The organism is Paraburkholderia tropica, from assembly GCF_014171495.1.
In the GTDB taxonomy this organism is placed as follows: domain Bacteria; phylum Pseudomonadota; class Gammaproteobacteria; order Burkholderiales; family Burkholderiaceae; genus Paraburkholderia; species Paraburkholderia tropica.
Map to the genome: position 1 here is coordinate 1,063,559 of NZ_CP049134.1, position 24,079 is coordinate 1,087,637.

Genomic DNA, 24,079 nt, shown 5'->3' on the forward strand with positions numbered 1-24,079 from the left:
GCGCTTTATTCGAGTTTGCGTAGCGAGAGGGCAGAGCGCATGACGGCACGATTCACGCGATATTTCACCCACGCCCCGGCGCTGTTGACGCTGGCGGCGGCGCTCCTGAGCGTGGCGGCCCCGGGCGCGTTGCGTACGGTGGACGCCGCCGAGGCGAGCGGCGTTGCGGCAGGCAAGCCGATCCCGCTCGCGCTGATCGAAGGCATGTCCGGCCCGTTTGCCGATGCGGGCGCGGCGGTCGAGCGCAACCTGCGTTTCGGCGTCGAGCGCGTGAACGCGCAGGGCGGCGTGGCGCTGCCCGACGGGCGGCATCCGCTCGAACTGGTCGTGCTCGACAGCAAGGGCAGCACCGAAGCCGCGCTGATGCAGCTGCGCGCGGCGCAGGACCGCCACATCGGCTTCGTCATGCAGGGCAACAGCTCGGCGGTGGCGGCGGCGCTGGTGACGGCCATCGACCGTCAGAACACGCGCGAGCCCGATAACCGCGAGCTGTTCCTCAACTATTCCGCCGACGATCCCGCGCTCACCAACGCGAATTGCAGCTTCTGGCACTTCCGCTTCGACGCGCACGCGGGCATGCGTATGGACGCGCTCGCGGACGTGATCGCCGCCGACAAATCGGTCAGGAAGGTCTACCTGCTCAATCAGGACTACAGCTTCGGCCACGACGTGAGCACGCTCGCGCGCTCGGCGCTGGCTAAGGACCGGCCCGATATCGCGATCGTCGGCGACGAGTTTCACCCGATCGGCCGCGTGAAGGATTTCGCGCCGTATATCGCGAAGATCCGCGCGGCGGGCGCCGACGCGGTCGTCACGGGCAACTGGGGCAACGACCTCACGCTGCTGGTGAAGGCGGCGCGCGAGCAGGGCCTCGACGCGAAGTTCTACACCTTCTACGGCAACAGCCTCGGCGCCCCGGCCGCGCTCGGCGACGCAGGCGTCAAGCACGTGATCGCCGTGGCCGACTGGCACCCGAACGCGGGCGGCGCGGCCTCCGACGCGTGGTACAAGGCATTCCGCGCGCGCTATCCGGCGGCGCAGGACGACTACCCGGTGCTGCGCATGTCGATGATGGTCGAGATGCTCGCCCAGGCGATGACGAAGGCGGCCTCGGCCGAACCGGCGGCGGTCGCGAAGGCGCTCGAAGGGCTGCGTTTCGACAACGGCTTCCATCCGATCCTGATGCGCGCCGACGATCATCAGGCGATCCAGCCCCTTTACGTCATGCAGATGGACAAGCAGGGTACGCCGGGCGTGCGCTTCGACAACGAGGGCTCCGGCTACGGTTTTCGCACCGTGCTGGCGCTGCCGGCGGAGCGTACCGCGCCGTCGACGGTCTGCAAGATGAAGCGTCCGTGAACGCGTCGTGACAGGTGGGTTCGCGGCGCATGGTCGCTGTGCTACAATACGCGCCTTGTCGAAAATCTCGGCAAGGCTGTATCGCAGTAAAAGCGCAGTAGAAGCCGCTGTAAAAACCTCGTAGTTGCAACTAACCACGGCACGGCCGTTCTTCCGTGACCGCTTGTTTGTTTCAAAGGAAAAGCAAATGTCCGTAGCAGATATCAAGAAGTCCGACATCGTCGCGCAATTCGCGCGCGGCACCGGCGACACGGGTTCGCCCGAAGTTCAGGTTGCACTCCTGACGTCGCGTATCAACGAACTGACTGGCCACTTCAAGTCGCACGCAAAGGATCACCACAGCCGTCGTGGTCTGCTGCGCATGGTGAGCCGCCGTCGCAAGCTGCTCGACTACCTGAAGGGCAAGGACGCTGATCGTTACCGCGCACTGATCGAAAAGCTGGGTCTGCGCAAGTAACCGGAAGGTCTTCCAGAAAGATGCCTGTGTCAGTTCCACTGATACAGGCATTTTGTTTTTGAACGGTACGCTTCTCGCGATGCGTATCGGCTGGCAGTACAAGGCAGTAGCAGGAAAACGCAGGGCAAACGCAGGAAAACGCAGTACCGCAGCACAAAGCAGCCAGGGCCGCACTTCGGGGCAGAGCTTTGTGTCATTCCAGCAGATCGTGCGCGGCCATTGGCCGCGAGGGCGCGCCCAACGCACCCGCGCGCTCCGCTGGAATGGCATAACACTCCTCTTCCCGCGCGGTGCCGGAACCTTGACTTGCCGTGACGTCCGCGTGTGCGGGCGCCGCATAACAAATGAGTAAGGAGTGAGTGACCATGACCATGTTCAATAAAGTCGTGAAGGAATTCAAATGGGGCCAGCACAATGTGCGCCTCGAAACCGGTGAAATTGCCCGTCAGGCGAGCGGCGCCGTCATCGTCGACGTCGAAGACACCGTGGTGCTCGCGACCGTCGTCGGCGCGAAGACCGCCAAGCCGGGTCAAGACTTCTTCCCGCTCACCGTCGATTACCTCGAGAAGACCTATTCGGCCGGCAAGATCCCGGGCGGTTTCTTCCGCCGCGAAGGCCGTCCGTCGGAAGGCGAAACGCTGATCTCGCGCCTGATCGATCGTCCGCTGCGCCCGCTGTTCCCGGAAGGCTTCTACAACGAAGTCCAGGTCGTGATCCACGTCCTGTCGATCAACCCGGAAGTCCCGGCTGACATCCCCGCGCTGATCGGCGCGTCGGCTGCGCTGGCGATCTCGGGTCTGCCGTTCAACGGCCCGGTCGGCGCCGCACGCGTGGCCTACATCAACAACGAATACGTCCTGAACCCGACGCGTTCGCAAAGCAAGCAGTCGCGCCTCGACCTCGTGGTCGCCGGCACGGAGCGCGCGGTGCTGATGGTGGAATCGGAAGCCGACCAGCTGCCGGAAGACGTGATGCTCGGCGCGGTCGTGTTCGGCCACGAGCAGATGCAAACGGCGATCGACGCGATCCACGAACTGGTTCGCGACGGCGGCAAGCCCGAGTGGGACTGGCAGCCGGCCCCGAAGAACGAAGCGCTGATCGCGCGCGTCGCGGAAATCGCTCACAGCGACCTGCTCGCCGCGTACCAGCTGCGCGACAAGCAACAACGTTCGGCCAAGCTGAAGGAAGTCTACGCAGCAACGTCGGCGAAGCTCGAAGAAGATGCGGCTGCGGCCGGCACGACGGCGGCCGACAAGGCGACCGTCGGCAACATGCTGTTCGACATCGAAGCCAAGATCGTCCGTTCGCAGATCCTGAACGGCGAGCCGCGTATCGACGGCCGTGACACGCGCACGGTTCGCCCGATCGAAATCCGTACGGGCGTGCTGCCGCGCACCCACGGGTCGGCACTGTTCACGCGTGGCGAAACGCAGGCGCTGGTCGTCGCGACGCTCGGCACGAAGGGCGACGAGCAGATCATCGACGCGCTCGAAGGCGAGTACCGCGACCGCTTCATGCTCCACTACAACATGCCTCCGTTCGCGACCGGCGAAACGGGCCGTGTTGGTTCGCCCAAGCGCCGCGAAGTCGGCCACGGCCGTCTGGCCAAGCGCGCGCTGGTCGCGTGCCTGCCGAGCGCTGAAGAATTCGGCTACTCGATCCGCGTCGTCTCGGAAATCACCGAGTCGAACGGTTCGTCGTCGATGGCTTCGGTCTGCGGCGGCTGCCTCGCGCTGATGGACGCCGGCGTGCCGATGAAGGCGCACGTTGCCGGTATCGCGATGGGCCTGATCCTCGAAGACAACAAGTTCGCGGTGCTGACCGACATCCTCGGCGATGAAGATCACCTCGGCGACATGGACTTCAAGGTTGCGGGTACGGAAGCTGGCGTGACCGCGCTGCAGATGGACATCAAGATCCAGGGCATCACCAAGGAAATCATGCAGGTCGCGCTCGCGCAAGCGCACGAAGCGCGTCTGCACATCCTCGGCAAGATGACCTCGGCGGTGTCGGGCGTGAACACGGAGCTGTCGGCTTACGCTCCGCGCATGATCACCATCAAGATCAACCCGGAAAAGATCCGCGACGTGATCGGCAAGGGCGGTTCGGTGATCCGCGCGCTGACGGAAGAAACCGGCACGACGATCGACATCTCGGACGACGGCGTCGTGACGATTGCTTCGACCTCGAGCGAAGGCATGGCCGAAGCGAAGAAGCGCATCGAGAACATCACGGCCGAAGTCGAAGTGGGCCAGGTGTACGAAGGCGCGGTCCTCAAGCTGCTGGACTTCGGCGCGATCGTGAACCTGCTGCCGGGCAAGGATGGTCTGCTGCACATCTCCGAAATCGCCAACGAGCGCATCAAGGACATCAACGACTACCTGAAGGAAGGCCAGATCGTTAAGGTCAAGGTCATCCAGACGGATGAGAAGGGTCGTGTGCGTCTGTCGGCGAAGGCTCTGCTGAACGAAGGCAATGCACCGCAAGGCGAACCGCAGCAGTAAGGCGGCAAGCTGAAACGGCCGGCAGCGTGATGAGCGCGCCGGCCGTTTTTTTATGAGAATGTCGGAAGAGATTACCGTGCGTCCGCCTTGCGGGCGCGACATCATTCATGCGCGGGGCGCGCAGCCCTTGGGAGACCTGAGATGAAGGCCGTTGAAATAACCGAATTCGGTACGCCGGACGTGCTCAAGCTGACCGAGCGCCCGACCCCCGAGCCGAAGGCCGGCGAAGTGCTGATCAAGGTGAGCGCGTCGGGCGTGAATCGTCCGGACGTGTTTCAGCGCAAGGGGTCCTATGCGCCGCCGCCGGGTATTTCGGATCTGCCTGGCCTCGAAGTGGCGGGCGAGATCGTCGGCGGCACGCTCGACGAGAAGTACAATCCGTTCGGCCTGAAGATCGGCGACCGCGTGTGCGCGCTGATCGCGGGCGGCGGTTACGCCGAATACGTGGTTGCGCCGCTCGGCCAGTGTCTGCCGGTGCCGCAAGGTCTGACGGACGTCGAGGCGGCGTCGCTGCCCGAAACGTTCTTCACGGTGTGGAGCAACGTGTTTCAGCGCGCGCAGCTCGGCAAAGGCGAGGGTGGCGAGAACGAAACGCTGATGGTGCAGGGCGGCTCGAGCGGCATCGGCGTGACGGCGATCCAGATCGCGCACGCGCTCGGTTTCCGCGTGTTCGCGACCGCGGGCTCGGACGAGAAGTGCCGCGCCTGCGAGGCGCTCGGCGCGGAACGGGCGATCAACTATCGCACCGAGGATTTCGTCGAGGTCGTGAAGTCGCTCACGCACGATCGCGGCGTGGACGTGATTCTCGACATGGTGGCGGGCGGCTACGTGCCGCGCGAACTGTCGGCGCTCGCGACCGGCGGCCGTATCGTGCTGATCGCGACGCTCGGCGGCTCGAAGTCCGAACTCAACATGGGCGAGATCCTGCGCCGCCGTCTGACGGTCACGGGCTCCACGTTGCGCGCGCGCTCGGTCGATTTCAAGGCGCAGATCGCGCAGGAACTGAAGGCGAATGTGTGGCCGCTGATTGAAGAGGGTCGCATCAAGCCGGTCGTGTTCAAGGTGTTTCCGGCCGCGCAGGCCGCCGAAGCCCATGCGCTCATGGAGAGCAGCGAGCACATCGGCAAAATCGTGCTCGACTGGTCCTGATCCGCCAAACGGACCTCGAATGTGGCGGGAACCGGCGTCATCAAGGCGCGCAAACAGGTTCGAGCTTGATTTTTCGAGGCTTTTTCGGCGCGTTTTTTCGCCGATCGGGTGTCTGCCGGTTTGACCCGTCCGGATTACGCACAGTAAAATAGTGTGTTTTGCGTCCGCTTTTAACAGCAACCGAAACAATGACGAATCAACGATCGAAGCTCGTAGTCGGTAACTGGAAGATGCATGGCCGCCTGGCGGCCAATGCGGCACTGCTCGAAGGCGTCGCGCAAGGCGCGCAGGCGTTGGCCGCCGACGTGCGCGTCGGCGTGTGCGTGCCGTTCCCTTATCTTGCGCAGGCTCAGGCGTTGCTCGGCGGCAGCCGGGTCGTGTGGGGCGCGCAGGATGTGTCGGCGCACGAACAGGGCGCCTACACGGGCGAAGTCGCGGCCGGCATGATCGCCGACTTCGAGGCGGGTTTCGCGATCGTTGGTCACTCGGAGCGTCGCGCTTATCACGGCGAAAGCTCGGAGCTCGTCGCGGTCAAGACGCAGCGCGCGCTGGCGGTCGGCATCACGCCGATCGTCTGCGTGGGCGAAACGCTGGAACAGCGCGAGAGCGGTGCGACCGAGCAGGTCGTCGGCGCGCAGCTCGATGCGGTGCTGGCGGTGTTGTCGGTGGAAGAGGCGGCGCGCATCGTCGTCGCGTACGAGCCGGTCTGGGCCATTGGCACGGGCAAGAGCGCAAGCTCGGAGCAGGCGCAGCAGGTGCACGCGTTCCTGCGCGCGAAGCTCGCGGCGAAGGGCGCGCAAGTGGCCGACGTGCCGCTGCTCTACGGCGGCAGCGTGAAGCCGGACAACGCGGCGGAGCTGTTCCGTCAGGCCGACATCGACGGCGGCCTGATCGGCGGCGCAGCGCTGAAGGCGCAGGATTTTCTCGCGATCTGCGCGGCCGCTGCGGCGGGCGCGAGCGTCGCGGGCTGAAGGTGAAGCCAGGCCGGTGTGCGGCGCTCTAGCGGGCGCCGGGCGCGGGCAGCATATGCGCGTGTCTCAGGGGAGGCAGGCGCTCAACAAGGACTCAGGTGAGTGTGATGCTGTATTTGAAAACGTTGATTATCGTCGTTCAGCTTCTGTCGGCGCTCGGGGTGATCGGCCTCGTTTTGCTGCAGCATGGCAAGGGCGCGGACATGGGTGCGGCATTCGGCAGCGGCGCGTCGGGCAGCCTGTTCGGCGCGAGCGGTTCGGCCAACTTCCTGTCGCGGACTACTGCAGTTCTCGCAACAGTTTTTTTCCTGTCGACGCTTGCGCTAACCTACTTGGGGTCGTATCATGCGAAGCCTTCGGCGGGTGTGTTGGGTGCTTCGGCTCCTGCCCCGGTCGTGGCCTCGGCTCCGGTCGCTGCAAGCCTTACCGCAGCGCCTGTCGCAAGCGCTCCGGCGGCGGCTTCGGCAGCATCGAGCAGCGGCAACGACGTACCGAAATAAATTCAAAAAACTTGTTTTTGTGCATTGAACAAACGTCAGGAACAAGTTAGAATTTAAGTCTTGAAGCGATTCGCGGGTTTCAATAAATTGTTGTCCCGGATTGCATGCAGTGCCGACGTGGTGAAATTGGTAGACACGCTATCTTGAGGGGGTAGTGGCGAAAGCTGTGCGAGTTCGAGTCTCGCCGTCGGCACCAAATGTATCTACAAAATGCCAGCCGCTTGCTTCAGCTTCGGCTGGCATTTTTGCTTTATACGTCGTGTTTGTTTCGTTCGCAGCGCGAAGTACGTAAAGTGATTCCCGCAGTGCGACATGATGTGTTCCTGCGGAACCTCAGAACCAACCGATAGAGGATAGCCTTGAACCTCGCTACCTATTACCCCGTCCTGTTGTTCCTTCTCGTAGGTCTTGGTCTGGGCGTAGCGCTGGTATCAATCGGCAAGATCCTCGGTCCCAACCGGCCCGACAGCGAAAAGAATTCTCCGTACGAGTGCGGCTTCGAAGCGTTCGAAGACGCGCGCATGAAGTTCGATGTACGGTATTACCTCGTGGCCATTCTCTTCATCATCTTCGATCTCGAAACGGCATTCCTGTTTCCGTGGGGCGTAGCCCTGCGCGATATCGGCTGGCCGGGCTTTCTGTCGATGATGGTGTTTCTGCTCGAATTCCTGCTGGGCTTTGCCTACATCTGGAAGAAAGGTGGTCTCGACTGGGAATGAGGGGTTAATCGCCGGTTAGCATGGGCGGCACTGTAGGGACAACTGCAGGCCGTCCGCTGGAGTGGAAAGCACATGAGTATCGAAGGGGTCTTGAAGGAAGGGTTTGTCACCACCACGGCTGACAAGCTGATCAACTGGACGCGCACCGGCTCCCTGTGGCCGATGACGTTCGGGCTTGCGTGTTGCGCGGTCGAGATGATGCACGCGGGCGCGGCCCGCTACGACCTCGACCGCTTCGGCGTGGTGTTCCGTCCGAGCCCGCGGCAGTCCGACGTCATGATCGTGGCCGGCACGCTCTGCAACAAGATGGCGCCCGCGCTGCGCAAGGTCTACGACCAGATGGCCGAACCGCGCTGGGTGATCTCGATGGGGTCGTGCGCCAACGGCGGCGGCTACTATCATTATTCGTATTCGGTCGTGCGCGGTTGTGACCGCATCGTGCCGGTCGATGTCTATGTGCCAGGCTGCCCGCCCACCGCGGAAGCTCTGGTCTACGGGGTGATCCAGTTGCAGGCGAAGATTCGCCGCACCAGCACCATCGCCCGTCAATAAAGGCCAAGCGCCTCCCCACAATATGGCAAGCAAACTCGAGACCCTGAAAGCGAACCTCGAAGCGGCCCTTGGTGCGCGCATCGTCACTCTCACTGAAAAGCTCGGTGAGTTGACCTTGGTCATAAAGGCGGTAGATTACCTGAACGTAGCGCAGGAACTCCGCGACAATGCGTCGCTCCGCTTCGAGCAGTTGATGGACCTGTGCGGCGTCGACTACCAAACCTATGGCGACGGCGCCTGGGAAGGCCCGCGCTTCGCGGCTGTGTCGCATCTGCTCTCCGTCACGAACAACTGGCGTCTGCGTCTGCGCGTCTACGCGCCGGACGACGACGTGCCCATCGTGCCTTCGCTCGTCGAAATCTGGAGTTCGGCCAACTGGTACGAACGTGAAGCGTTCGACCTGTTCGGCATCGTCTTCGAAGGCCACCCCGACCTGCGCCGCATCCTGACCGACTACGGTTTCATCGGCCATCCGTTCCGCAAGGACTTCCCCGTCTCCGGCTACGTCGAAATGCGTTACGACCCGGAGCAGAAGCGCGTGGTCTACCAGCCGGTCACCATCGAGCCGCGCGAAATCACGCCGCGCGTGATCCGCGAGGATCGTTACGGCGGTCTGAGGAAACACTAAGAGGGTCGCATGTCAGAGATCAAGAACTACACGCTCAACTTCGGCCCGCAGCATCCGGCAGCGCACGGTGTGCTGCGCCTCGTGCTCGAGCTCGACGGCGAAGTGATCCAGCGCGCCGATCCGCACATCGGTCTGCTGCACCGCGCGACCGAGAAGCTCGCCGAAAGCAAGACCTTCCTGCAGTCCGTGCCGTACATGGACCGTCTCGACTACGTGTCGATGATGGTCAACGAGCACGGCTACGTGATGGCCATCGAAAAGCTGCTCGGCATCGAAGTGCCGATCCGCGCCAAATACATCCGCGTGCTGTTCGACGAAATCACGCGCGTGCTGAACCACCTGATGTGGATCGGCTCGCACGGTCTCGACGTGGGCGCGATGGCGGTGTTCCTCTACGCGTTCCGCGAGCGGGAAGACCTGATGGACGTCTACGAGGCGGTGTCGGGCGCGCGCATGCACGCGGCCTACTACCGTCCGGGCGGCGTCTATCGCGATCTGCCCGACGCAATGCCGCAATACAAGGCGTCGAAAATCCACAACGAGAAGGCGCTCGCCAAGATGAACGAGGCGCGCCAGGGCTCGCTGCTCGATTTCATCGACGACTTCTTCACGCGCTTCCCGGGTTGTGTCGACGAGTACGAAACGCTGCTCACCGACAACCGCATCTGGAAGCAGCGTCTCGTGGGCATCGGCGTGGTGAGCCCCGAGCGTGCGATGCAGCTTGGTCTGTCGGGCGCGATGCTGCGGGGTTCGGGCATCGAGTGGGATCTGCGCAAGAAGCAGCCGTACGAAGTCTACGACCAGCTCGATTTCGACATTCCGGTCGGCGTGAACGGCGACTGTTACGACCGCTATCTCGTCCGTGTGGAGGAGATGCGTCAATCGACCCGCATCGCGAAACAGTGCATTGAGTGGTTGCGCAAGAATCCGGGTCCCGTGATGGTCGACAATCACAAGGTTGCGCCCCCGTCGCGCGTGAACATGAAGTCGAACATGGAAGAGCTGATTCACCACTTCAAGCTCTTCACGGAAGGCTTCCACGTGCCCGAAGGCGAAGCCTACGCAGCAGTGGAACATCCGAAGGGTGAATTCGGCATCTACCTGGTGTCGGATGGCGCGAACAAGCCGTATCGTCTGAAGATCCGCGCCCCGGGTTACGCCCACCTGGCCGCGCTGGACGAGATGGCGCGCGGTCACATGATTGCCGACGCGGTCACGATCATCGGCACGCAGGACATCGTGTTCGGCGAAATCGACCGCTAAGGCAGCAACAGCCGGTGCGCCCCCGAAGCAAGAGGAGGCGCGCCGCGCGAGAATACCGGGAATACCACGTCTGTCGCAGCGAGCAGTGCGCTACACGCGCGGCAGGGTTGTGTCTGGTGTGAAATGAATTAACGAGCCGTGACAGAAAATGATCTCAGCTGAAGGCCTGAAAGAAATCGATCGCGCGTTGTCGAAGTACCCCGCCGATCAGCGACAGTCCGCCGTGATGGCGGCTTTGGCCGTTGCTCAGGAAGAGCATGGCTGGCTGTCCCCCGAACTCATGCAGTTCGTGGCCGACTACATCGGCATGCCGCCGGTGGCCGTCGAGGAAGTCGCCACGTTCTACACGATGTTCGAGACGAAGCCCGTCGGCAAGCACAAGATCACGCTCTGCACGAATCTGCCGTGCCAGCTCGGCCCCGATGGCGGCTCGGAGAGCGCCGCCGACTACCTGAAGCAGAAGCTCGGTATCGACTTCGGCGAAACCACGTCCGACGGCAAGTTCACCTTGAAAGAAGGTGAGTGCATGGGCGCGTGCGGCGACGCACCGGTGATGCTTGTGAACAACCACCGCATGTGCAGCTTCATGAGCCGCGAGAAAATCGACCAGCTGCTCGAGGAGCTTTCGAAATGACTTCGTTGCACGACCGTCACATCAAACCGCTGATTCTCGCGGGCCTCAACGGCGAGAACTGGCATCTCGAGGACTACGTCGCGCGCGGCGGCTACAAGCAGCTGCGCCGTATTCTCGAAGAGAAAATTCCGCCCGAGCAGGTGATCGCCGACGTCAAGGCAGGCGGTCTGCGCGGCCGCGGCGGCGCGGGCTTCCCGACCGGTCTGAAGTGGAGCTTCATGCCGCGTCAGTTCCCGGGGCAGAAGTACCTCGTCTGCAACTCGGACGAAGGCGAGCCGGGCACGTTCAAGGACCGCGACATCCTGCGCTGGAATCCGCATGCCGTGATCGAAGGCATGGCGATCGGCGCGTACGCGATGGGCATCACGGTCGGCTACAACTACATCCACGGTGAGATCTTCGAGGTCTATCGCCGCTTCGAGGCCGCGCTGGAAGAAGCGCGCCAGGCGGGCTACCTCGGCGACAACATTCTGGGCACCGACTTCACGTTCCAGCTGCACGCGCACCACGGTTACGGCGCGTATGTCTGCGGCGAGGAAACGGCGCTGCTCGAATCGCTCGAAGGCAAGAAAGGCCAGCCGCGCTTCAAGCCGCCGTTCCCGGCGAGCTTCGGCGTGTACGGCAAGCCGACCACGATCAACAACACCGAAACGTTCGCGGCGGTGCCCTTCCTGCTGACCGTCGGTCCGCAGACCTACATGGAACTGGGCAAGCCGAACAACGGCGGCACCAAGATCTTCTCGATCTCGGGCGACGTCGAGCGTCCGGGCAACTATGAGATTCCGCTCGGCACGCCGTTCGCGACGCTCATGGAACTCGCCGGCGGCGTGCGTGGCGGCAAGAAACTGAAGGCCGTGATTCCGGGCGGCTCGTCGGCGCCGGTCATTCCGGGCGACCTGATGATGCAGACCGACATGGACTACGACTCGATCGCCAAGCAGGGCTCGATGCTCGGCTCCGGCGCGGTCATCGTCATGGACGAAACGCGCTGCATGGTGCGCTCGCTGCTGCGTCTCTCGTACTTCTACTACGAAGAGTCGTGCGGCCAGTGCACGCCGTGCCGCGAAGGCACGGGCTGGCTGTACCGCGTGGTGAACCGCATCGAGCACGGCCTCGGCCGTCAGGAAGACCTGGATCTGCTGAACTCGGTCGCGGGCAACATCATGGGCCGCACGATCTGCGCGCTGGGCGACGCAGCGGCCATGCCGGTGCGCGGCATGCTCAAGCATTACTGGGACGAATTCGAATATCACGTGCACAACAAGCGCTGTCTCGTCGGCGGACATGCCGGCTCGCACGCGGCCTCGGAATCGGTGGCCGCCTGAGGGTACGGGCAGACGTAAGCGTTAGCGCGTTGTGCGCGGGCCGCGTGGCTCGACGCAACGGGGTAGACCGCTGTGAAATTGAGCGGTAACAGGTTAGGGACGATTAACCATCATGGTTGAACTTGAAATAGACGGCAAGAAGGTGCAGGTGCCCGAGGGCAGCATGGTGATCCAGGCCGCGCAGCGGGTGGACACGTACATCCCGCACTTCTGCTATCACAAGAAGCTGTCGATCGCGGCCAACTGCCGGATGTGTCTCGTCGATGTCGAGAAGATGCCGAAGGCCGTGCCTGCGTGCGCCACGCCGGTGTCGCAAGGCATGATCGTGCGCACGACGTCCGACAAGGCCGTGCAGGGTCAGCAAGCCGTGATGGAATTCCTGCTGATCAACCACCCGCTCGACTGCCCGATCTGCGATCAGGGCGGCGAATGCCAGCTGCAGGATCTGGCGGTGGGCTACGGCAAATCGGCATCGCGTTACAGCGAAGAAAAGCGCGTGGTGTTCCACAAGAACGTGGGCCCGCTCATCTCGATGGAAGAGATGTCGCGCTGCATTCACTGCACGCGCTGCGTGCGCTTCGGCGACGAGATCGCCGGCGTGATGGAACTCGGCATGCTCGGCCGCGGCCAGCATTCGGAAATCAGCACGTTCCTCGGCAAGACCGTCGACTCGGAACTGTCGGGCAACATGATCGATCTGTGCCCGGTGGGCGCGCTCACGAGCAAGCCGTTCCGCTTCTCGGCGCGTACGTGGGAACTGTCGCGCCGCAAGTCGGTGAGTCCGCACGACGGCACGGGCGCGAACCTCGTCGTGCAGGTCAAGAACAACCGCGTGATGCGCGTGCTGCCGTTCGAGAACGAAGCCATCAACGAATGCTGGATCTCGGACAAGGACCGTTTCGCGTACGAAGGTCTGAACAGCGAAGATCGCCTCACGCACCCCATGATCAAGCAAGGCGGCGAGTGGGTGGAAACCGACTGGCAGACCGCGCTCGACTACGTGGTGAAGGGCATCAAGGGCATCAGCGACGAACACGGCGAGAGCCATCTCGCCATGCTCGCGAGCCCGCACAGCACGGCTGAAGAACTCTATCTGGTCAAGCAGCTGGCCGACGCGATCGGCACGCCGAACGTCGACTTCCGTCTGCGTCAGAGCGACTTCTCGGCGCCGCTTTCGGGCGCGCCGTGGCTCGGCACGAAGATCGCCGAACTCTCGCTCGCCGACTCGGCGCTCGTGATCGGCTCGTTCCTGCGCCGCGACCACGCGCTGTTCGCCGCGCGTCTGCGTCAGGCTGCCAAGGGCGGCGCGCAGATCACGCTGCTCAACGCAACGGGCGACGGCTCGCTGATCCCGAACGCGCAACGCATCGTCGCCGCGCCGTCGGCATGGCTCGACGAACTCGCCACGATCGCGGCCGCGGTGTCGGAAGCGAAGGGCGTGGCGCTGCCGGAAGCCTTCGCGGGCACGCAGTCGAACGACGCGGCGAAGCAGGTTGCCGCTTCGCTCTCGACGGGCGAACGCCGCTTCGTGCTGATTGGCAACGCCGTCGTGCAGCATCCCGATTTTGCGCTGCTGCACGCAGCCGCGCAGTTCATCGCCGAACACACGGGCGCGACGCTCGGCTTCCTCACGGAAGCGGCTAACACGGTCGGCGCGCACCTCGTGGGCGCACTGCCGGGCCGCGACGGCCTGAACGCACGCGAAGCGTTCGAGCAGCCGCGCAAGGGCTATCTGCTGTTCAACGTCGAGCCGGAATTCGACACGGCCAACCCCGCCGCCGCGCGCGCCGCGCTCGCGCAGGCCGAAATGGTCGCCGTGTTCTCGCCGTACAAGACGGGTCTCGACTACGCGGACGTGCTGCTGCCGATCGCGCCGTTCACGGAAACCTCGGGTACGTTCGTGAACGCCGAAGGCACGGTGCAGACCTTCAACGGCGTGGTGCGCCCGCTCGGCGACACGCGTCCGGCCTGGAAGGTCCTGCGCGTGCTGGGTACGCTCATGAAGCTGCCCGGCTTCGAATACGAAACGGCCGACGAAGTGCGCCGCAAAGCGCTCGGCGACGGCAGCTTCGACACGCGTCTGTCGAACAAGGCCGTGGCGCAGGTTGCGCGCGGCAGCGTCGCCAAGGCGGCGGAAGGGCGCTTCGAGCGCGTCGCCGACGTGCCCATCTACAGCGCCGACCCGATCGTGCGCCGTGGCGAAGCCCTGCAACTCACGATGGCGGCCCGCGTGGCGAACACGGTCGGTCTGCCGGCAGCGCTGTTCGATCAGCTCGGCCTGAAGGAAGGCGACGCCGTGCGCGTGCGCCAGGGCGAACTGTCGGTGACCGCGCCGGCAACGCGCGATGCGAATCTTGCGCCGACGACGGTGCGCGTGTCGGCGGCCACGCCGGCCGGCGCGCAGCTCGGCAGCCTGTTCGGTGAACTGCTGGTGGAGAAGGCGTAAATGAGCTTGTTCGATACGATCAATGCAGGCGGCAGCCAGCTGCTCGGCGTGGCCTGGCCCACGGTCTGGGCGCTGGTGCGCATTCTCGTCGTCGCGGTGGTGATCCTGCTGTGCGTGGCGTACCTGATCCTCTGGGAGCGCAAGCTGATCGGCTGGATGCACGTGCGTCTCGGCCCGAACCGCGTCGGTCCCGGCGGCCTGCTGCAGCCGATCGCCGACGTGCTGAAGCTGCTGCTCAAGGAAGTCATTCAGCCCGCGCAGGCGAGCCGCTGGGTCTACATGATCGCGCCGATCATGGTGGTGGTGCCGGCCTTCGCGGTCTGGGCGGTGATTCCGTTCCAGGCGGGCGCGGTGCTCGGCAACATCAACGCGGGTCTGCTCTACGTGATGGCGATCTCGTCGATCGGCGTCTACGGCGTGATTCTCGCGGGCTGGGCCTCGAACTCGAAGTACGCGTTCCTCGGCGCGATGCGCGCCGCGGCGCAGATGGTGTCGTACGAAATCGCGATGGGCTTCGCGCTCGTCGTGGTGCTGATGGTGTCGGGCAGCCTGAACCTCTCGGACATCGTCCAGGGTCAGATGCGCGGCATGTTCGCGAGCTGGGGCATCACGTTCCTCTCGTGGAACTGGCTGCCGCTGCTGCCGATGTTCGTCGTCTACTTCATCTCGGGCATCGCCGAAACGAACCGCCACCCGTTCGACGTGGTGGAAGGGGAGTCGGAAATCGTCGCGGGTCACATGGTCGACTACTCGGGGATGGGCTTCGCGCTGTTCTTCCTCGCCGAGTACATCAACATGATCGTGATCTCGGCGCTGGCTTCGGTGCTGTTCCTCGGCGGCTGGAGCGCGCCGTTCGGGTTCCTCGACTTCATCCCGGGCGTGTTCTGGCTCGTGCTGAAGGTCTTCTGCCTGCTGTCGGTGTTCATCTGGGCGCGCGCCACGTTCCCGCGTTACCGCTATGACCAGATCATGCGTCTGGGCTGGAAGGTCTTCATTCCGGTCTGCGTGGTGTGGCTGATCGTGGTCGGCTTCTGGTATATGTCGCCGCTGAGCATCTGGAAATAAGGGGCGAACGAAACATGAACGCGATTCAAAACTTCTTCAAGACGTTCTTCCTGACCGAGCTGCTCAAAGGTCTGGCGCTGACGGGCCGTTATACGTTCAAGCGCAAGGTCACCGTGCAGTTCCCGGAAGAGAAGACCCCGATGTCGCCGCGTTTCCGTGGCCTGCACGCGCTGCGTCGCTATGAAAATGGCGAAGAGCGCTGCATCGCGTGCAAGCTGTGCGAGGCCGTGTGCCCCGCGATGGCGATCACAATCGAATCGGAAGTGCGCGAGGACAATACGCGCCGCACGACGCGCTACGACATCGACCTGACCAAGTGCATCTTCTGCGGTTTCTGCGAAGAGAGCTGCCCGGTCGACTCGATCGTCGAAACGCACATTCTCGAGTATCACGGCGAGAAGCGCGGCGATCTGTATTTCACGAAGGACATGCTGCTGGCCGTCGGCGACCGCTACGAAGCGCAGATCGCGGCGAACAAGGCAGCAGATGCACCGTACCGTTGATCTTAAGCTTGACGCTGCATCGGCCCGCGGTTCGGGCCGGCTGCGGGGAACGCGCGTGCCGCAAAACGCCGCGCGCCGCAGTCTGACCGCCGCCGCGGCGCACTCTGGTCTGGCCGCCAGTCCGCGCCGCGCAATCCGCCTCACGATGGCCTCAACGATGAACCAGTAATCATGGAATTCACGACCGTCCTGTTTTACATCTTCGCGCTGCTGCTCACGCTATCAGGGCTGAAGGTGATCACCTCGCGCAATCCCGTCTCGTCGGCGCTCTTTCTCGTGCTCGCGTTCTTCAACGCGGCGGCGGTCTGGATGCTGCTCGAGGCCGAATTCCTCGCAATCCTGCTGGTGCTCGTCTACGTGGGCGCGGTGATGGTGCTGTTCCTGTTCGTGGTGATGATGCTGGACATCAACATCGACGTGCTGAGCCGCGACTTCAAGCGCTTCATCCCGGTGGCGACCATCGTCGGCGCGATCATCGTGGTCGAAACCGCGCTGATCCTGTGGCATGGCTACGGCGCGACGAGCGCACCGGTGCCGGATACCTCGGCGGCCGCTGCGGCGTCGTTGTCGAACACGCATCTGATCGGCAAGATCATCTACACCGATTACATCTTCGCGTTCGAAGTCGCGGGCCTCGTGCTGCTGGTGGCGATCGTCGCCGCGATCAGCCTGACCGTGCGCGAGCCGAAGGACAGCAAGCGCCAGAACGTCTCGAAGCAGGTGGCCGTGCGTCGCGAAGACCGCGTGCGTCTCGTGAAGATGCAGGCCGTCGTGGAAGTGCCGGAGCCGGAACCGGCGCCGGAAGACGCGGCAGCTGCGGCGCCTGCCGCCGGCGCGGCGCCCGCTGCCCCGGCCGCACCGGCAACGAAGAGCTAAGCGCGAAGGAGCGAAACATGTTGACTCTGGCCCATTACCTCGTGCTTGGCGCGATCCTCTTCGCGATCTCGATCGTCGGAATCTTTCTTAATCGGCGCAACGTCATCATCATCCTGATGGCGATTGAGCTGATGCTGTTGGCGGTGAACACGAACTTCGTCGCGTTCTCGCATTACCTCGGTGACGTTCACGGACAGATTTTCGTGTTCTTCGTGCTAACTGTTGCGGCCGCGGAAGCCGCGATTGGTCTGGCTATTCTTGTGACTCTGTTCCGCAGCCTCGACACGATCAACGTCGAGGACCTCGATCAGCTCAAAGGCTAAGGCAGGCTGCTATGGCAACAACACTCAACGAATCCTTATTGCTGGCGATTCCGCTTGCGCCTCTCGCCGGTTCCCTCATTGCCGGTCTGTTCGGCAAGACGGTCGGGCGCGCGGGCGCGCATACGGTGACCATTCTCGGCGTGGCGATCGCGTTCGTGCTCTCGTGCATCACGTTCCTGGACGTGCTGAACGGCGCGAGCTTCAACGCCACGGTGTACGAATGGATGTCGGTCGGCGGCCTGAAGTTCGAGGTCGGCTTCCTGATCGACTCGTTGACGGCGCTCATGATGATCGTCGTGACTTTCGTGTCGCTGATGGTGCACATCTACACGATCGGCTACATGGCCGAGGAAGAGGGCTACCAGCGCTTCTTCTCGTACATCGCGCTGTTCACCTTCTCGATGCTGATGCTCGTGATGAGCAACAACTTCCTGCAGCTGTTCTTCGGCTGGGAAGCGGTGGGCCTCGTCTCGTACCTGCTGATCGGCTTCTACTTCAAGCGTGAAAGCGCCATCTACGCGAACATGAAGGCGTTCCTCGTGAACCGCGTGGGCGACTTCGGCTTCCTGCTGGGCATTGGTCTGCTGCTCGCCTACGGCGGCTCGCTGAACTACAACGACGTGTTCGCGAAGGGCCACGAAATCGCGGCGCTGACGTTCCCGGGCACCTCGTGGAATCTGCTCACGGTCGCGTGTATCTGCCTGTTCATCGGCGCGATGGGTAAGTCGGCGCAGTTCCCGCTGCACGTCTGGCTGCCCGACTCGATGGAAGGCCCGACGCCGATCTCCGCACTGATCCACGCGGCAACGATGGTCACGGCCGGTATCTTCATGGTCGCGCGCATGTCGCCGCTGTTCGAACTTTCCGAAGCGGCGCTGTCGTTCATCGTCGTGATCGGTGCAATCACCGCGCTGTTCATGGGCTTCCTCGGCGTCGTGCAGAACGACATCAAACGCGTGGTTGCTTACTCGACGCTCTCGCAGCTCGGCTACATGACGGTCGCGCTCGGCGTGTCGGCGTATCCGGTCGCGATCTTCCACCTGATGACCCACGCGTTCTTCAAGGCGCTGCTGTTCCTCGGCGCGGGTTCGGTCATCATCGGCATGCACCACGACCAGGACATGCGCAACATGGGCGGCCTGCGCAAGTACATGCCCATCACGTGGATCACCTCGCTGGTCGGTTCGCTCGCGCTGATCGGCACGCCGTTCTTCTCGGGCTTCTATTCGAAGGACTCGATCATCGACGCCGTGAAGCTCTCGCACCTGCCGGGTTCGGGCTTCGCGTACTTCGCGGTCGTGGCGAGCGTGTTCGTGACCGCGCTGTACTCGTTCCGCATGTACTTCCTCGTGTTCCACGGTCCGGAGCGTTTCCGCGGTCCGAAGCATCCGGAATCGCCGATGGCGATCGAGGCGGCGCAAGGCCACGGTCACGGCGATCATGGTCACGACGAGCATCACGTGCATGTGCCGCACGAGTCGCCGTGGGTGATCTGGGTGCCGCTGGTGCTGCTCGCGATTCCGTCGGTGATCGCCGGTGCGTACGCGATCCAGCCGCTGCTGTTCGGCTCGTTCTTCCAGAACGGCGTGGCGTTCGACAAGGTGATCTTCATCGGTCAGAACCACGAAGCACTCACGGAAATGGCTTCGGAATTCCAGGGCTGGGCCGCGATGGGCGCGCATGCGTTCTCGGGTCTGCCGGTTTGGCTCGCGCTGGCGGGTGTGGTGGTGGCGTGGTTCTTCTACATGAAGCGCCCGGATCTGCCGGCCGTCGTGCAACGTACGTTCGCACCGGTCTACAAGCTGCTGGCTAACGCGTATTACCTCGACAAGATCAACGAAATCGTCTTCGCTCGCGGAGCGGTCGCAATCGGTCGCGGTCTGTGGAAGGAGGGCGATGTCGTCGTGATCGACGGCGTCGTAAATGGGAGCGCCAAGTTTATCGGCTGGTTTGCGACTGTTATTCGATTCCTGCAATCCGGCTATATCTACCACTACGCATTTGCCATGATCATTGGCATGCTTGGCCTCCTTACCCTGTTTGTAACGCTCAGCGGCAAATAAGGCGAGGAAACGCATGCACGCAACTCCGATTCTCAGTATTGCGATCTGGATGCCGATTTTATTCGGCGTCGTCGTTCTAGTAGTGGGTTCCGACCGGAACCCGGGCCGAGCCCGCTGGCTCGCGCTTATCGGTTCAGTGCTTAGTTTCCTCGTCACGCTTCCGCTCGTTTCGGGCTTCGACACCACCACGGCTGCGCTGCAGTTCGAGGAGAAGGCGGTCTGGATCGACCGGTTCAACATCGCCTATCACCTGGGCGTCGACGGCATCGCGATGTGGTTCGTGGTGCTGACGGCGCTCATTACCGTGATCGTCGTGATCGCGGGCTGGCAGGTCATCAAGGAAGACGTCGCGCAGTATTTCGCCGCCTTCCTTGTCCTGTCGGGTCTGATGATCGGCGTGTTCTGCGCGGCTGACGGTCTGCTGTTCTACGTGTTCTTCGAAGCCACGCTGATCCCGATGTACATCATCATCGGTATCTGGGGCGGCCCGAATCGCGTGTATGCGGCCTTCAAGTTTTTTCTGTACACGCTGGCCGGCTCGCTGCTGATGCTGGTCGCGTTGCTGTACATGTACCGTGTGACGCACACGTTCGACCTCGCCACCTGGCAGGACGCCAAGCTCGCCATGACGCCGCAGATTCTGCTGTTCATCGCGTTCTTCTTCGCGTTCGCCGTGAAGGTGCCGATGTGGCCGGTCCACACGTGGCTGCCGGACGCGCACGTCGAGGCGCCCACGGGCGGCTCGGTGGTGCTGGCCGCCATCATGCTGAAGCTCGGTGCATACGGTTTCCTGCGTTTCTCGTTGCCGGTCACGCCGGACGCGAGTCATTACCTGGCGCCGGTCATCATCACGCTCTCGCTGATCGCTGTCATCTACATCGGTCTCGTGGCGATGGTGCAGGCGGATATGAAGAAGCTGGTCGCGTATTCGTCGATCGCCCACATGGGCTTCGTCACGCTCGGCTTCTTTATGTTCGGCCCGTCGAGCCAGCTTGCGATTGAAGGCGCGATCATCCAGATGATCTCGCACGGCTTCGTCTCGGGCGCCATGTTCCTGTGCATCGGGGTGCTGTACGACCGCATGCATACGCGTCAGATCGCCGATTACGGCGGCGTCGTCAACACGATGCCGAAGTTCGCGGCGCTGGCCATGCTGTTCGCCATGGCCAACTGCGGCCTGCCGGGCACCTCCGGGTTCGTCGGCGAATTCATGGTGATTCTGGCGGCTGTGAAGTTCAACTTCTGGATCGCATTCGGGGCGGCGTTCACGCTGATCCTGGGCGCGGCCTATACGTTGTGGATGTACAAGCGGGTGTACTTCGGCGCCATCTCGAACGATCATGTTCGCGAGCTGAAGGACATCAACGGTCGCGAATACTTCATTCTTGCGGTGCTCGCGCTGTTCACGCTTTTCATGGGCATCTACCCGAAGCCCTTTACCGATGTGATGCACGTCTCCGTGGAAAACCTCCTCTCCCACGTCGCAGTGTCGAAACTGCCGCTGTCACAGTAATACCGAGCGGAGGAACAAAAGATCATGCCAAACGCCCCTATGAACGCTCTGCTACCCGACGCGCTGGTGATGACCGGCCTCATCGTCGCGTGGCTCAACGACACGTTCTCCGGTCCTTCGGGCCGGCGCACGACCTACTTTATCGCGCTGCTGACCACGGTCATCGCCGGTATCTGGTTTGCGGTGAACGCGTTCGACCCGCACGTGTACTACTACTTCACGCGCATGTACGTGGTGGATGCGTTCGCCAGTGCCATGAAGGCGGTCGTCACGCTCGGCTACGCCGTGTCGATTGTCTATTCGCGCAAGTATCTCGAAGACCGCGACATGTTCCGGGGCGAGTTCTTCCTGCTTGGCATGTTCTCGCTGCTCGGCCAGCTCGTGATGATCTCGGGCAACAACTTCCTCACGCTGTACCTCGGCCTCGAGCTGATGTCGCTGTCGCTGTACGCGGTTATCGCGCTGCGCCGTGACGCGACGCAGTCGAACGAAGCGGCCATGAAGTACTACGTGCTGGGCGCGCTCGCATCGGGCTTCCTGCTCTACGGCATCTCGATGCTGTACGGCGCGACCGGTTCGCTCGAACTCGGCGAAGTGTTCAAGGCGGTTGCGTCAGGCCACATCAACGACATCGTGCTGCTGTTCGGCGTGGTGTTCATCGTGGCGGGCGTGGCGTTCAAGATGGGCGCGGTGCCGTTCCACATGTGGGTGCCCGACGTCTATCAAGGCGCGCCCACGGCCATGTCGCTGCTGACCGGCGGCGGCCCGAAGGTCGCGGCGTTCGCCTGGGCGGTGCGTTTCCTGGTCATGGGTCTGCTGCCGCTGGCCGTGGACTGGCAGCAAATGCTGATCATCCTGGCGGCGCTGTCGATGATCGTCGGCAACATCACGGGTATCGTCCAGCGCAACGTCAAGCGCATGCTCGCGTACTCGGCCATCTCGAACATGGGCTTCGTGCTGCTCGGCCTGCTCGCCGGCATCGTCGACAACAAGGCGACGGGCGCGGCCAGCGCATACAGCTCGGCCATGTTCTACAGCATCGTCTACCTGATCACCACGCTCGGCGCGTTCGGTATCGTGATGCTGCTGTCGCGTCGCGACTTCGAAGCCGAAACGCTCGACGACTTCAAGGGCCTGAATCACCGCAGCCCGATGTTCGCGGCGGTCATGATGGTCATGATGTTCTCGCTCGCCGGCATTCCGCCGACGGTCGGCTTCTATGCGAAGCTCGCCGTGCTCGAAGCGACGATGAACGCCGGCCTCACGTGGCTCGCGATCCTCGCCGTCGTGACGTCGCTGTTCGGTGCGTTCTACTACCTGCGTATCGTCAAGCTGATGTACTTCGACGCGCCGACCGACACCACGCCGATCGAAAGCCATAGCTGCAATCGCGCGCTGCTCACGCTCAACGGCGTGGCCGTGCTGGCACTGGGTATCATCCCGGGTCCGCTGATGTCCGTCTGCCTGCAAGCCGTTTCGCATACGCTGCCGCTGTAATGTCGTCTGCTGGCTGGTTTATTGTGTTGTTGGCGCTTGCAGGCGCCAACCTGCCGTTCTTCAATCAACGGTTGTTCGGCCTGGTGCCGGTGCGCGCGCAGAAGAAGAGCGCGTGGATCCGCATCGCCGAACTGATCGTGCTGTATTTCGTGGTCGGTGCGTTCGGCTTCCTGCTGGAAGCGCGCGCCGGTAACCGCTTTGACCAGGGCTGGCAGTTCTACGCCATCACGTTCAGTCTTTTTGTCGTGTTCGCGTTTCCCGGCTTCGCCTGGCAATATCTCGTCAAACGCCGTCAGGCGTGATGCGCGCGCCTCGTCCCGCACGAGGCGCGCGTTGTCAGTTTCTCGCGGCTTTCCCGCGCCTTCCCGATCACGCGTCTTTCCGAGGTTTCAACATGGCTGCTGAAGATCAGAAACACGACCCGGCGCTCGCCGAGACGTGCGTCGAAAGCACGACGCTCCACGCGGGCAAATTTCTCACGCTCAAATGCGATACGGTCGCGCTGCCGGACGGCAAGCACGCCACGCGCGAATACGTGCAGCATCCCGGCGCGGTCATGGTGATTCCGCTGTTCGACGACGGGCGCGTGCTGATGGAGCGCCAGTATCGCTATCCGCTGTCGCGCGTGATGACCGAGTTTCCGGCAGGCAAGCTCGATCCGCAGGAAGGCGCGCTCGCATGCGCGATCCGCGAATTGAAGGAAGAGACCGGCTACACGGCGCGCGAATACATTTATCTGACGAAGATTCACCCGGTCATTTCGTACTCGACCGAGTTCATCGACATCTATCTCGCGCGTGGCCTCACGGCGGGCGAGTCGAAGCTCGACGAAGGCGAATTCCTCGAAACCTTCACGGCCACGCTGCCCGAACTGCTCGAATGGGTGCGTGACGGCAAGATCACCGACGTGAAGACGGTGATCGGCACGTTCTGGCTCGAAAAGGCGCTGTCGGGCGAGTGGCCGCTCGGCAAGGCGGAGCAGGGCTGATCCCGAATCCGCGCGGCACCCACGCATGAGGTGTACAGCAAACACGGCGGCCCGCGAGGCCGCCGTGTGCATTCTGGCGCGCGGTTGTCGGCCCGGCTGCATCAGCGCGCAAAATCGGGCGGCGCTACAATCCATCACCGGCATTCCCGGCGCATCGATGCCACAACCGAAGCGGGCAGGGCAGTGAATACCCCACCCCAAAAATTTACGAACGGTCGTTCACAAATTTTCGATTTACGCTACACTTCAACGCAAGCCTTGATTCCCCATGAAGGTCCTCGATCTACAGTGCCCAGACGGCCATCGGTTTGAAGGCTGGTTCGCTTCCGCAGACGACTTCGAGTCGCAGCGCGAGCGCAAGCTGGTCGAATGTCCGATGTGCGGCGCGAACGAAGTCACGCGCCTGCCGTCCGCGCCCCGGCTGAATTTGTCGGGCGCGCGCGCAGCGTCCGACACGCCGCCCCGCGCTCAGGGCGAACACGCTGAGCAGGCGGCGCAGTGGCAGGCGCAGGTGATGCGCGTGATGCGCGAGGTCCTGGAGAAGACGGAGAACGTAGGCGACCGTTTCGTCGAGGAGGCGCGGCGCATTCACTACAACGAAGCGCCGTCGCGCAACATTCGCGGAGTCGCTTCCGTGGAGGATGCGCAAGCTCTCGTCGAAGAAGGCATCGATGTGATGCCGCTGCCGGTGCCGGCCGCGCTGAAGGGTCCGCTGCAATAGCCATGCGGGTCTTCGTCGAGGCT

Annotated in this window: 23 protein-coding genes and 1 tRNA gene; all 24 read left to right on the top strand. The window is 63.1% G+C overall.

Going from position 1 to position 24,079, the window contains the following annotated elements:
- Positions 1 to 39: 39 nt before the first annotated feature.
- A complete protein-coding gene (locus G5S35_RS04795; protein ID WP_183038692.1) occupies positions 40 to 1,359 on the top strand; it encodes a branched-chain amino acid ABC transporter substrate-binding protein in 1,320 nt (439 codons plus the stop codon).
- A 187-nt stretch (positions 1,360 to 1,546) separates the two neighbouring features.
- Positions 1,547 to 1,816 (top strand): 30S ribosomal protein S15, encoded by a 270-nt coding sequence (gene rpsO, locus G5S35_RS04800; RefSeq protein WP_027795476.1) that lies wholly within the window; start codon positions 1,547 to 1,549, stop codon positions 1,814 to 1,816.
- Positions 1,817 to 2,181: 365 nt separating this feature from the next.
- Complete coding sequence (gene pnp / locus G5S35_RS04805) at positions 2,182 to 4,320, top strand: polyribonucleotide nucleotidyltransferase (RefSeq protein WP_074984817.1); 2,139 nt, start codon at positions 2,182 to 2,184, stop codon at positions 4,318 to 4,320.
- 141 nt (positions 4,321 to 4,461) lie between these two features.
- Positions 4,462 to 5,469 (top strand): NAD(P)H-quinone oxidoreductase, encoded by a 1,008-nt coding sequence (locus G5S35_RS04810; RefSeq protein WP_124261154.1) that lies wholly within the window; start codon positions 4,462 to 4,464, stop codon positions 5,467 to 5,469.
- A 188-nt stretch (positions 5,470 to 5,657) separates the two neighbouring features.
- A complete protein-coding gene (gene tpiA, locus G5S35_RS04815; protein ID WP_065064567.1) occupies positions 5,658 to 6,440 on the top strand; it encodes a triose-phosphate isomerase in 783 nt (260 codons plus the stop codon).
- A gap of 107 nt (positions 6,441 to 6,547) precedes the next feature.
- The gene (gene secG, locus G5S35_RS04820) at positions 6,548 to 6,940 is read left to right on the top strand and encodes a preprotein translocase subunit SecG (RefSeq protein WP_074984820.1); all 393 of its coding nucleotides are present in this window, start codon (positions 6,548 to 6,550) and stop codon (positions 6,938 to 6,940) included.
- Between the two features lie 111 nt (positions 6,941 to 7,051).
- A tRNA-Leu gene (locus G5S35_RS04825) sits at positions 7,052 to 7,136 on the top strand.
- 163 nt (positions 7,137 to 7,299) lie between these two features.
- The gene (locus tag G5S35_RS04830; RefSeq protein WP_065064571.1) at positions 7,300 to 7,659 is read left to right on the top strand and encodes an NADH-quinone oxidoreductase subunit A; all 360 of its coding nucleotides are present in this window, start codon (positions 7,300 to 7,302) and stop codon (positions 7,657 to 7,659) included.
- A 72-nt stretch (positions 7,660 to 7,731) separates the two neighbouring features.
- Entirely contained in the window at positions 7,732 to 8,211 is a 480-nt protein-coding gene (locus G5S35_RS04835) for a NuoB/complex I 20 kDa subunit family protein (RefSeq protein ID WP_027819582.1), read from the top strand.
- Positions 8,212 to 8,233: 22 nt separating this feature from the next.
- On the top strand, positions 8,234 to 8,839 hold the full coding sequence (locus tag G5S35_RS04840; protein WP_065064572.1) for an NADH-quinone oxidoreductase subunit C: 606 nt from the start codon (positions 8,234 to 8,236) through the stop codon (positions 8,837 to 8,839).
- Between the two features lie 9 nt (positions 8,840 to 8,848).
- Positions 8,849 to 10,102, top strand: a complete 1,254-nt coding sequence (locus G5S35_RS04845; protein WP_065064574.1) for an NADH-quinone oxidoreductase subunit D — start codon at positions 8,849 to 8,851, stop codon at positions 10,100 to 10,102.
- Between the two features lie 148 nt (positions 10,103 to 10,250).
- On the top strand, positions 10,251 to 10,736 hold the full coding sequence (nuoE, locus tag G5S35_RS04850) for an NADH-quinone oxidoreductase subunit NuoE (RefSeq protein ID WP_065064576.1): 486 nt from the start codon (positions 10,251 to 10,253) through the stop codon (positions 10,734 to 10,736).
- Positions 10,733 to 12,061, top strand: coding sequence for an NADH-quinone oxidoreductase subunit NuoF (gene nuoF / locus G5S35_RS04855; RefSeq protein WP_065064579.1), 1,329 nt, complete (start codon positions 10,733 to 10,735; stop codon positions 12,059 to 12,061). Before nuoE ends, nuoF begins: the two co-directional genes overlap by 4 nt.
- 112 nt (positions 12,062 to 12,173) lie before the next feature.
- Positions 12,174 to 14,507: an NADH-quinone oxidoreductase subunit NuoG gene (nuoG, locus tag G5S35_RS04860; RefSeq protein ID WP_124261155.1), complete on the top strand. Its 2,334-nt coding sequence runs from the start codon at positions 12,174 to 12,176 to the stop codon at positions 14,505 to 14,507.
- Entirely contained in the window at positions 14,508 to 15,572 is a 1,065-nt protein-coding gene (gene nuoH, locus G5S35_RS04865) for an NADH-quinone oxidoreductase subunit NuoH (RefSeq protein WP_065064583.1), read from the top strand. It abuts the gene before it with no gap.
- A gap of 14 nt (positions 15,573 to 15,586) precedes the next feature.
- Positions 15,587 to 16,075: an NADH-quinone oxidoreductase subunit NuoI gene (nuoI, locus tag G5S35_RS04870; RefSeq protein ID WP_065064585.1), complete on the top strand. Its 489-nt coding sequence runs from the start codon at positions 15,587 to 15,589 to the stop codon at positions 16,073 to 16,075.
- A gap of 171 nt (positions 16,076 to 16,246) precedes the next feature.
- The gene (locus G5S35_RS04875; protein WP_074984823.1) at positions 16,247 to 16,951 is read left to right on the top strand and encodes an NADH-quinone oxidoreductase subunit J; all 705 of its coding nucleotides are present in this window, start codon (positions 16,247 to 16,249) and stop codon (positions 16,949 to 16,951) included.
- Between the two features lie 17 nt (positions 16,952 to 16,968).
- Positions 16,969 to 17,274 (top strand): NADH-quinone oxidoreductase subunit NuoK, encoded by a 306-nt coding sequence (nuoK, locus tag G5S35_RS04880; protein ID WP_006052894.1) that lies wholly within the window; start codon positions 16,969 to 16,971, stop codon positions 17,272 to 17,274.
- Between the two features lie 11 nt (positions 17,275 to 17,285).
- A complete protein-coding gene (nuoL, locus tag G5S35_RS04885; RefSeq protein WP_074984824.1) occupies positions 17,286 to 19,337 on the top strand; it encodes an NADH-quinone oxidoreductase subunit L in 2,052 nt (683 codons plus the stop codon).
- 13 nt (positions 19,338 to 19,350) lie between these two features.
- Positions 19,351 to 20,850: an NADH-quinone oxidoreductase subunit M gene (locus tag G5S35_RS04890; RefSeq protein ID WP_065064591.1), complete on the top strand. Its 1,500-nt coding sequence runs from the start codon at positions 19,351 to 19,353 to the stop codon at positions 20,848 to 20,850.
- A gap of 24 nt (positions 20,851 to 20,874) precedes the next feature.
- Positions 20,875 to 22,347, top strand: coding sequence for an NADH-quinone oxidoreductase subunit NuoN (gene nuoN / locus G5S35_RS04895; protein WP_065064593.1), 1,473 nt, complete (start codon positions 20,875 to 20,877; stop codon positions 22,345 to 22,347).
- Entirely contained in the window at positions 22,347 to 22,649 is a 303-nt protein-coding gene (locus G5S35_RS04900) for a DUF2818 family protein (protein WP_065064595.1), read from the top strand. Before nuoN ends, G5S35_RS04900 begins: the two co-directional genes overlap by 1 nt.
- 92 nt (positions 22,650 to 22,741) lie before the next feature.
- Positions 22,742 to 23,335 carry an NUDIX domain-containing protein gene (locus G5S35_RS04905; RefSeq protein WP_065064597.1) on the top strand — a complete coding sequence of 198 codons (594 nt, stop codon included), beginning with the start codon at positions 22,742 to 22,744 and terminating at the stop codon, positions 23,333 to 23,335.
- Positions 23,336 to 23,603: 268 nt separating this feature from the next.
- On the top strand, positions 23,604 to 24,056 hold the full coding sequence (locus G5S35_RS04910) for a DUF1178 family protein (RefSeq protein ID WP_074984826.1): 453 nt from the start codon (positions 23,604 to 23,606) through the stop codon (positions 24,054 to 24,056).
- Positions 24,057 to 24,079 lie beyond the last annotated feature (23 nt).

Excerpts from the sequence above, each read along its gene's own strand:
- pnp (WP_074984817.1), top strand. The coding sequence starts at position 2,182 with ATGACCATGTTCAATAAAGTCGTGAAGGAATTCAAATGGGGCCAGCAC.
- G5S35_RS04890 (WP_065064591.1), top strand. The coding sequence starts at position 19,351 with ATGCACGCAACTCCGATTCTCAGTATTGCGATCTGGATGCCGATTTTA.
- secG (WP_074984820.1), top strand. The coding sequence starts at position 6,548 with ATGCTGTATTTGAAAACGTTGATTATCGTCGTTCAGCTTCTGTCGGCG.
- G5S35_RS04835 (WP_027819582.1), top strand. The coding sequence starts at position 7,732 with ATGAGTATCGAAGGGGTCTTGAAGGAAGGGTTTGTCACCACCACGGCT.
- nuoI (WP_065064585.1), top strand. The coding sequence starts at position 15,587 with ATGAACGCGATTCAAAACTTCTTCAAGACGTTCTTCCTGACCGAGCTG.
- G5S35_RS04845 (WP_065064574.1), top strand. The coding sequence starts at position 8,849 with ATGTCAGAGATCAAGAACTACACGCTCAACTTCGGCCCGCAGCATCCG.
- G5S35_RS04840 (WP_065064572.1), top strand. The coding sequence starts at position 8,234 with ATGGCAAGCAAACTCGAGACCCTGAAAGCGAACCTCGAAGCGGCCCTT.
- G5S35_RS04795 (WP_183038692.1), top strand. The coding sequence starts at position 40 with ATGACGGCACGATTCACGCGATATTTCACCCACGCCCCGGCGCTGTTG.
- G5S35_RS04810 (WP_124261154.1), top strand. The coding sequence starts at position 4,462 with ATGAAGGCCGTTGAAATAACCGAATTCGGTACGCCGGACGTGCTCAAG.
- nuoK (WP_006052894.1), top strand. The coding sequence starts at position 16,969 with ATGTTGACTCTGGCCCATTACCTCGTGCTTGGCGCGATCCTCTTCGCG.
- tpiA (WP_065064567.1), top strand. The coding sequence starts at position 5,658 with ATGACGAATCAACGATCGAAGCTCGTAGTCGGTAACTGGAAGATGCAT.
- G5S35_RS04900 (WP_065064595.1), top strand. The coding sequence starts at position 22,347 with ATGTCGTCTGCTGGCTGGTTTATTGTGTTGTTGGCGCTTGCAGGCGCC.
- nuoE (WP_065064576.1), top strand. The coding sequence starts at position 10,251 with ATGATCTCAGCTGAAGGCCTGAAAGAAATCGATCGCGCGTTGTCGAAG.
- nuoF (WP_065064579.1), top strand. The coding sequence starts at position 10,733 with ATGACTTCGTTGCACGACCGTCACATCAAACCGCTGATTCTCGCGGGC.
- nuoN (WP_065064593.1), top strand. The coding sequence starts at position 20,875 with ATGCCAAACGCCCCTATGAACGCTCTGCTACCCGACGCGCTGGTGATG.
- G5S35_RS04905 (WP_065064597.1), top strand. The coding sequence starts at position 22,742 with ATGGCTGCTGAAGATCAGAAACACGACCCGGCGCTCGCCGAGACGTGC.
- nuoG (WP_124261155.1), top strand. The coding sequence starts at position 12,174 with ATGGTTGAACTTGAAATAGACGGCAAGAAGGTGCAGGTGCCCGAGGGC.
- G5S35_RS04910 (WP_074984826.1), top strand. The coding sequence starts at position 23,604 with ATGAAGGTCCTCGATCTACAGTGCCCAGACGGCCATCGGTTTGAAGGC.
- rpsO (WP_027795476.1), top strand. The coding sequence starts at position 1,547 with ATGTCCGTAGCAGATATCAAGAAGTCCGACATCGTCGCGCAATTCGCG.
- nuoL (WP_074984824.1), top strand. The coding sequence starts at position 17,286 with ATGGCAACAACACTCAACGAATCCTTATTGCTGGCGATTCCGCTTGCG.
- G5S35_RS04875 (WP_074984823.1), top strand. The coding sequence starts at position 16,247 with ATGGAATTCACGACCGTCCTGTTTTACATCTTCGCGCTGCTGCTCACG.
- nuoH (WP_065064583.1), top strand. The coding sequence starts at position 14,508 with ATGAGCTTGTTCGATACGATCAATGCAGGCGGCAGCCAGCTGCTCGGC.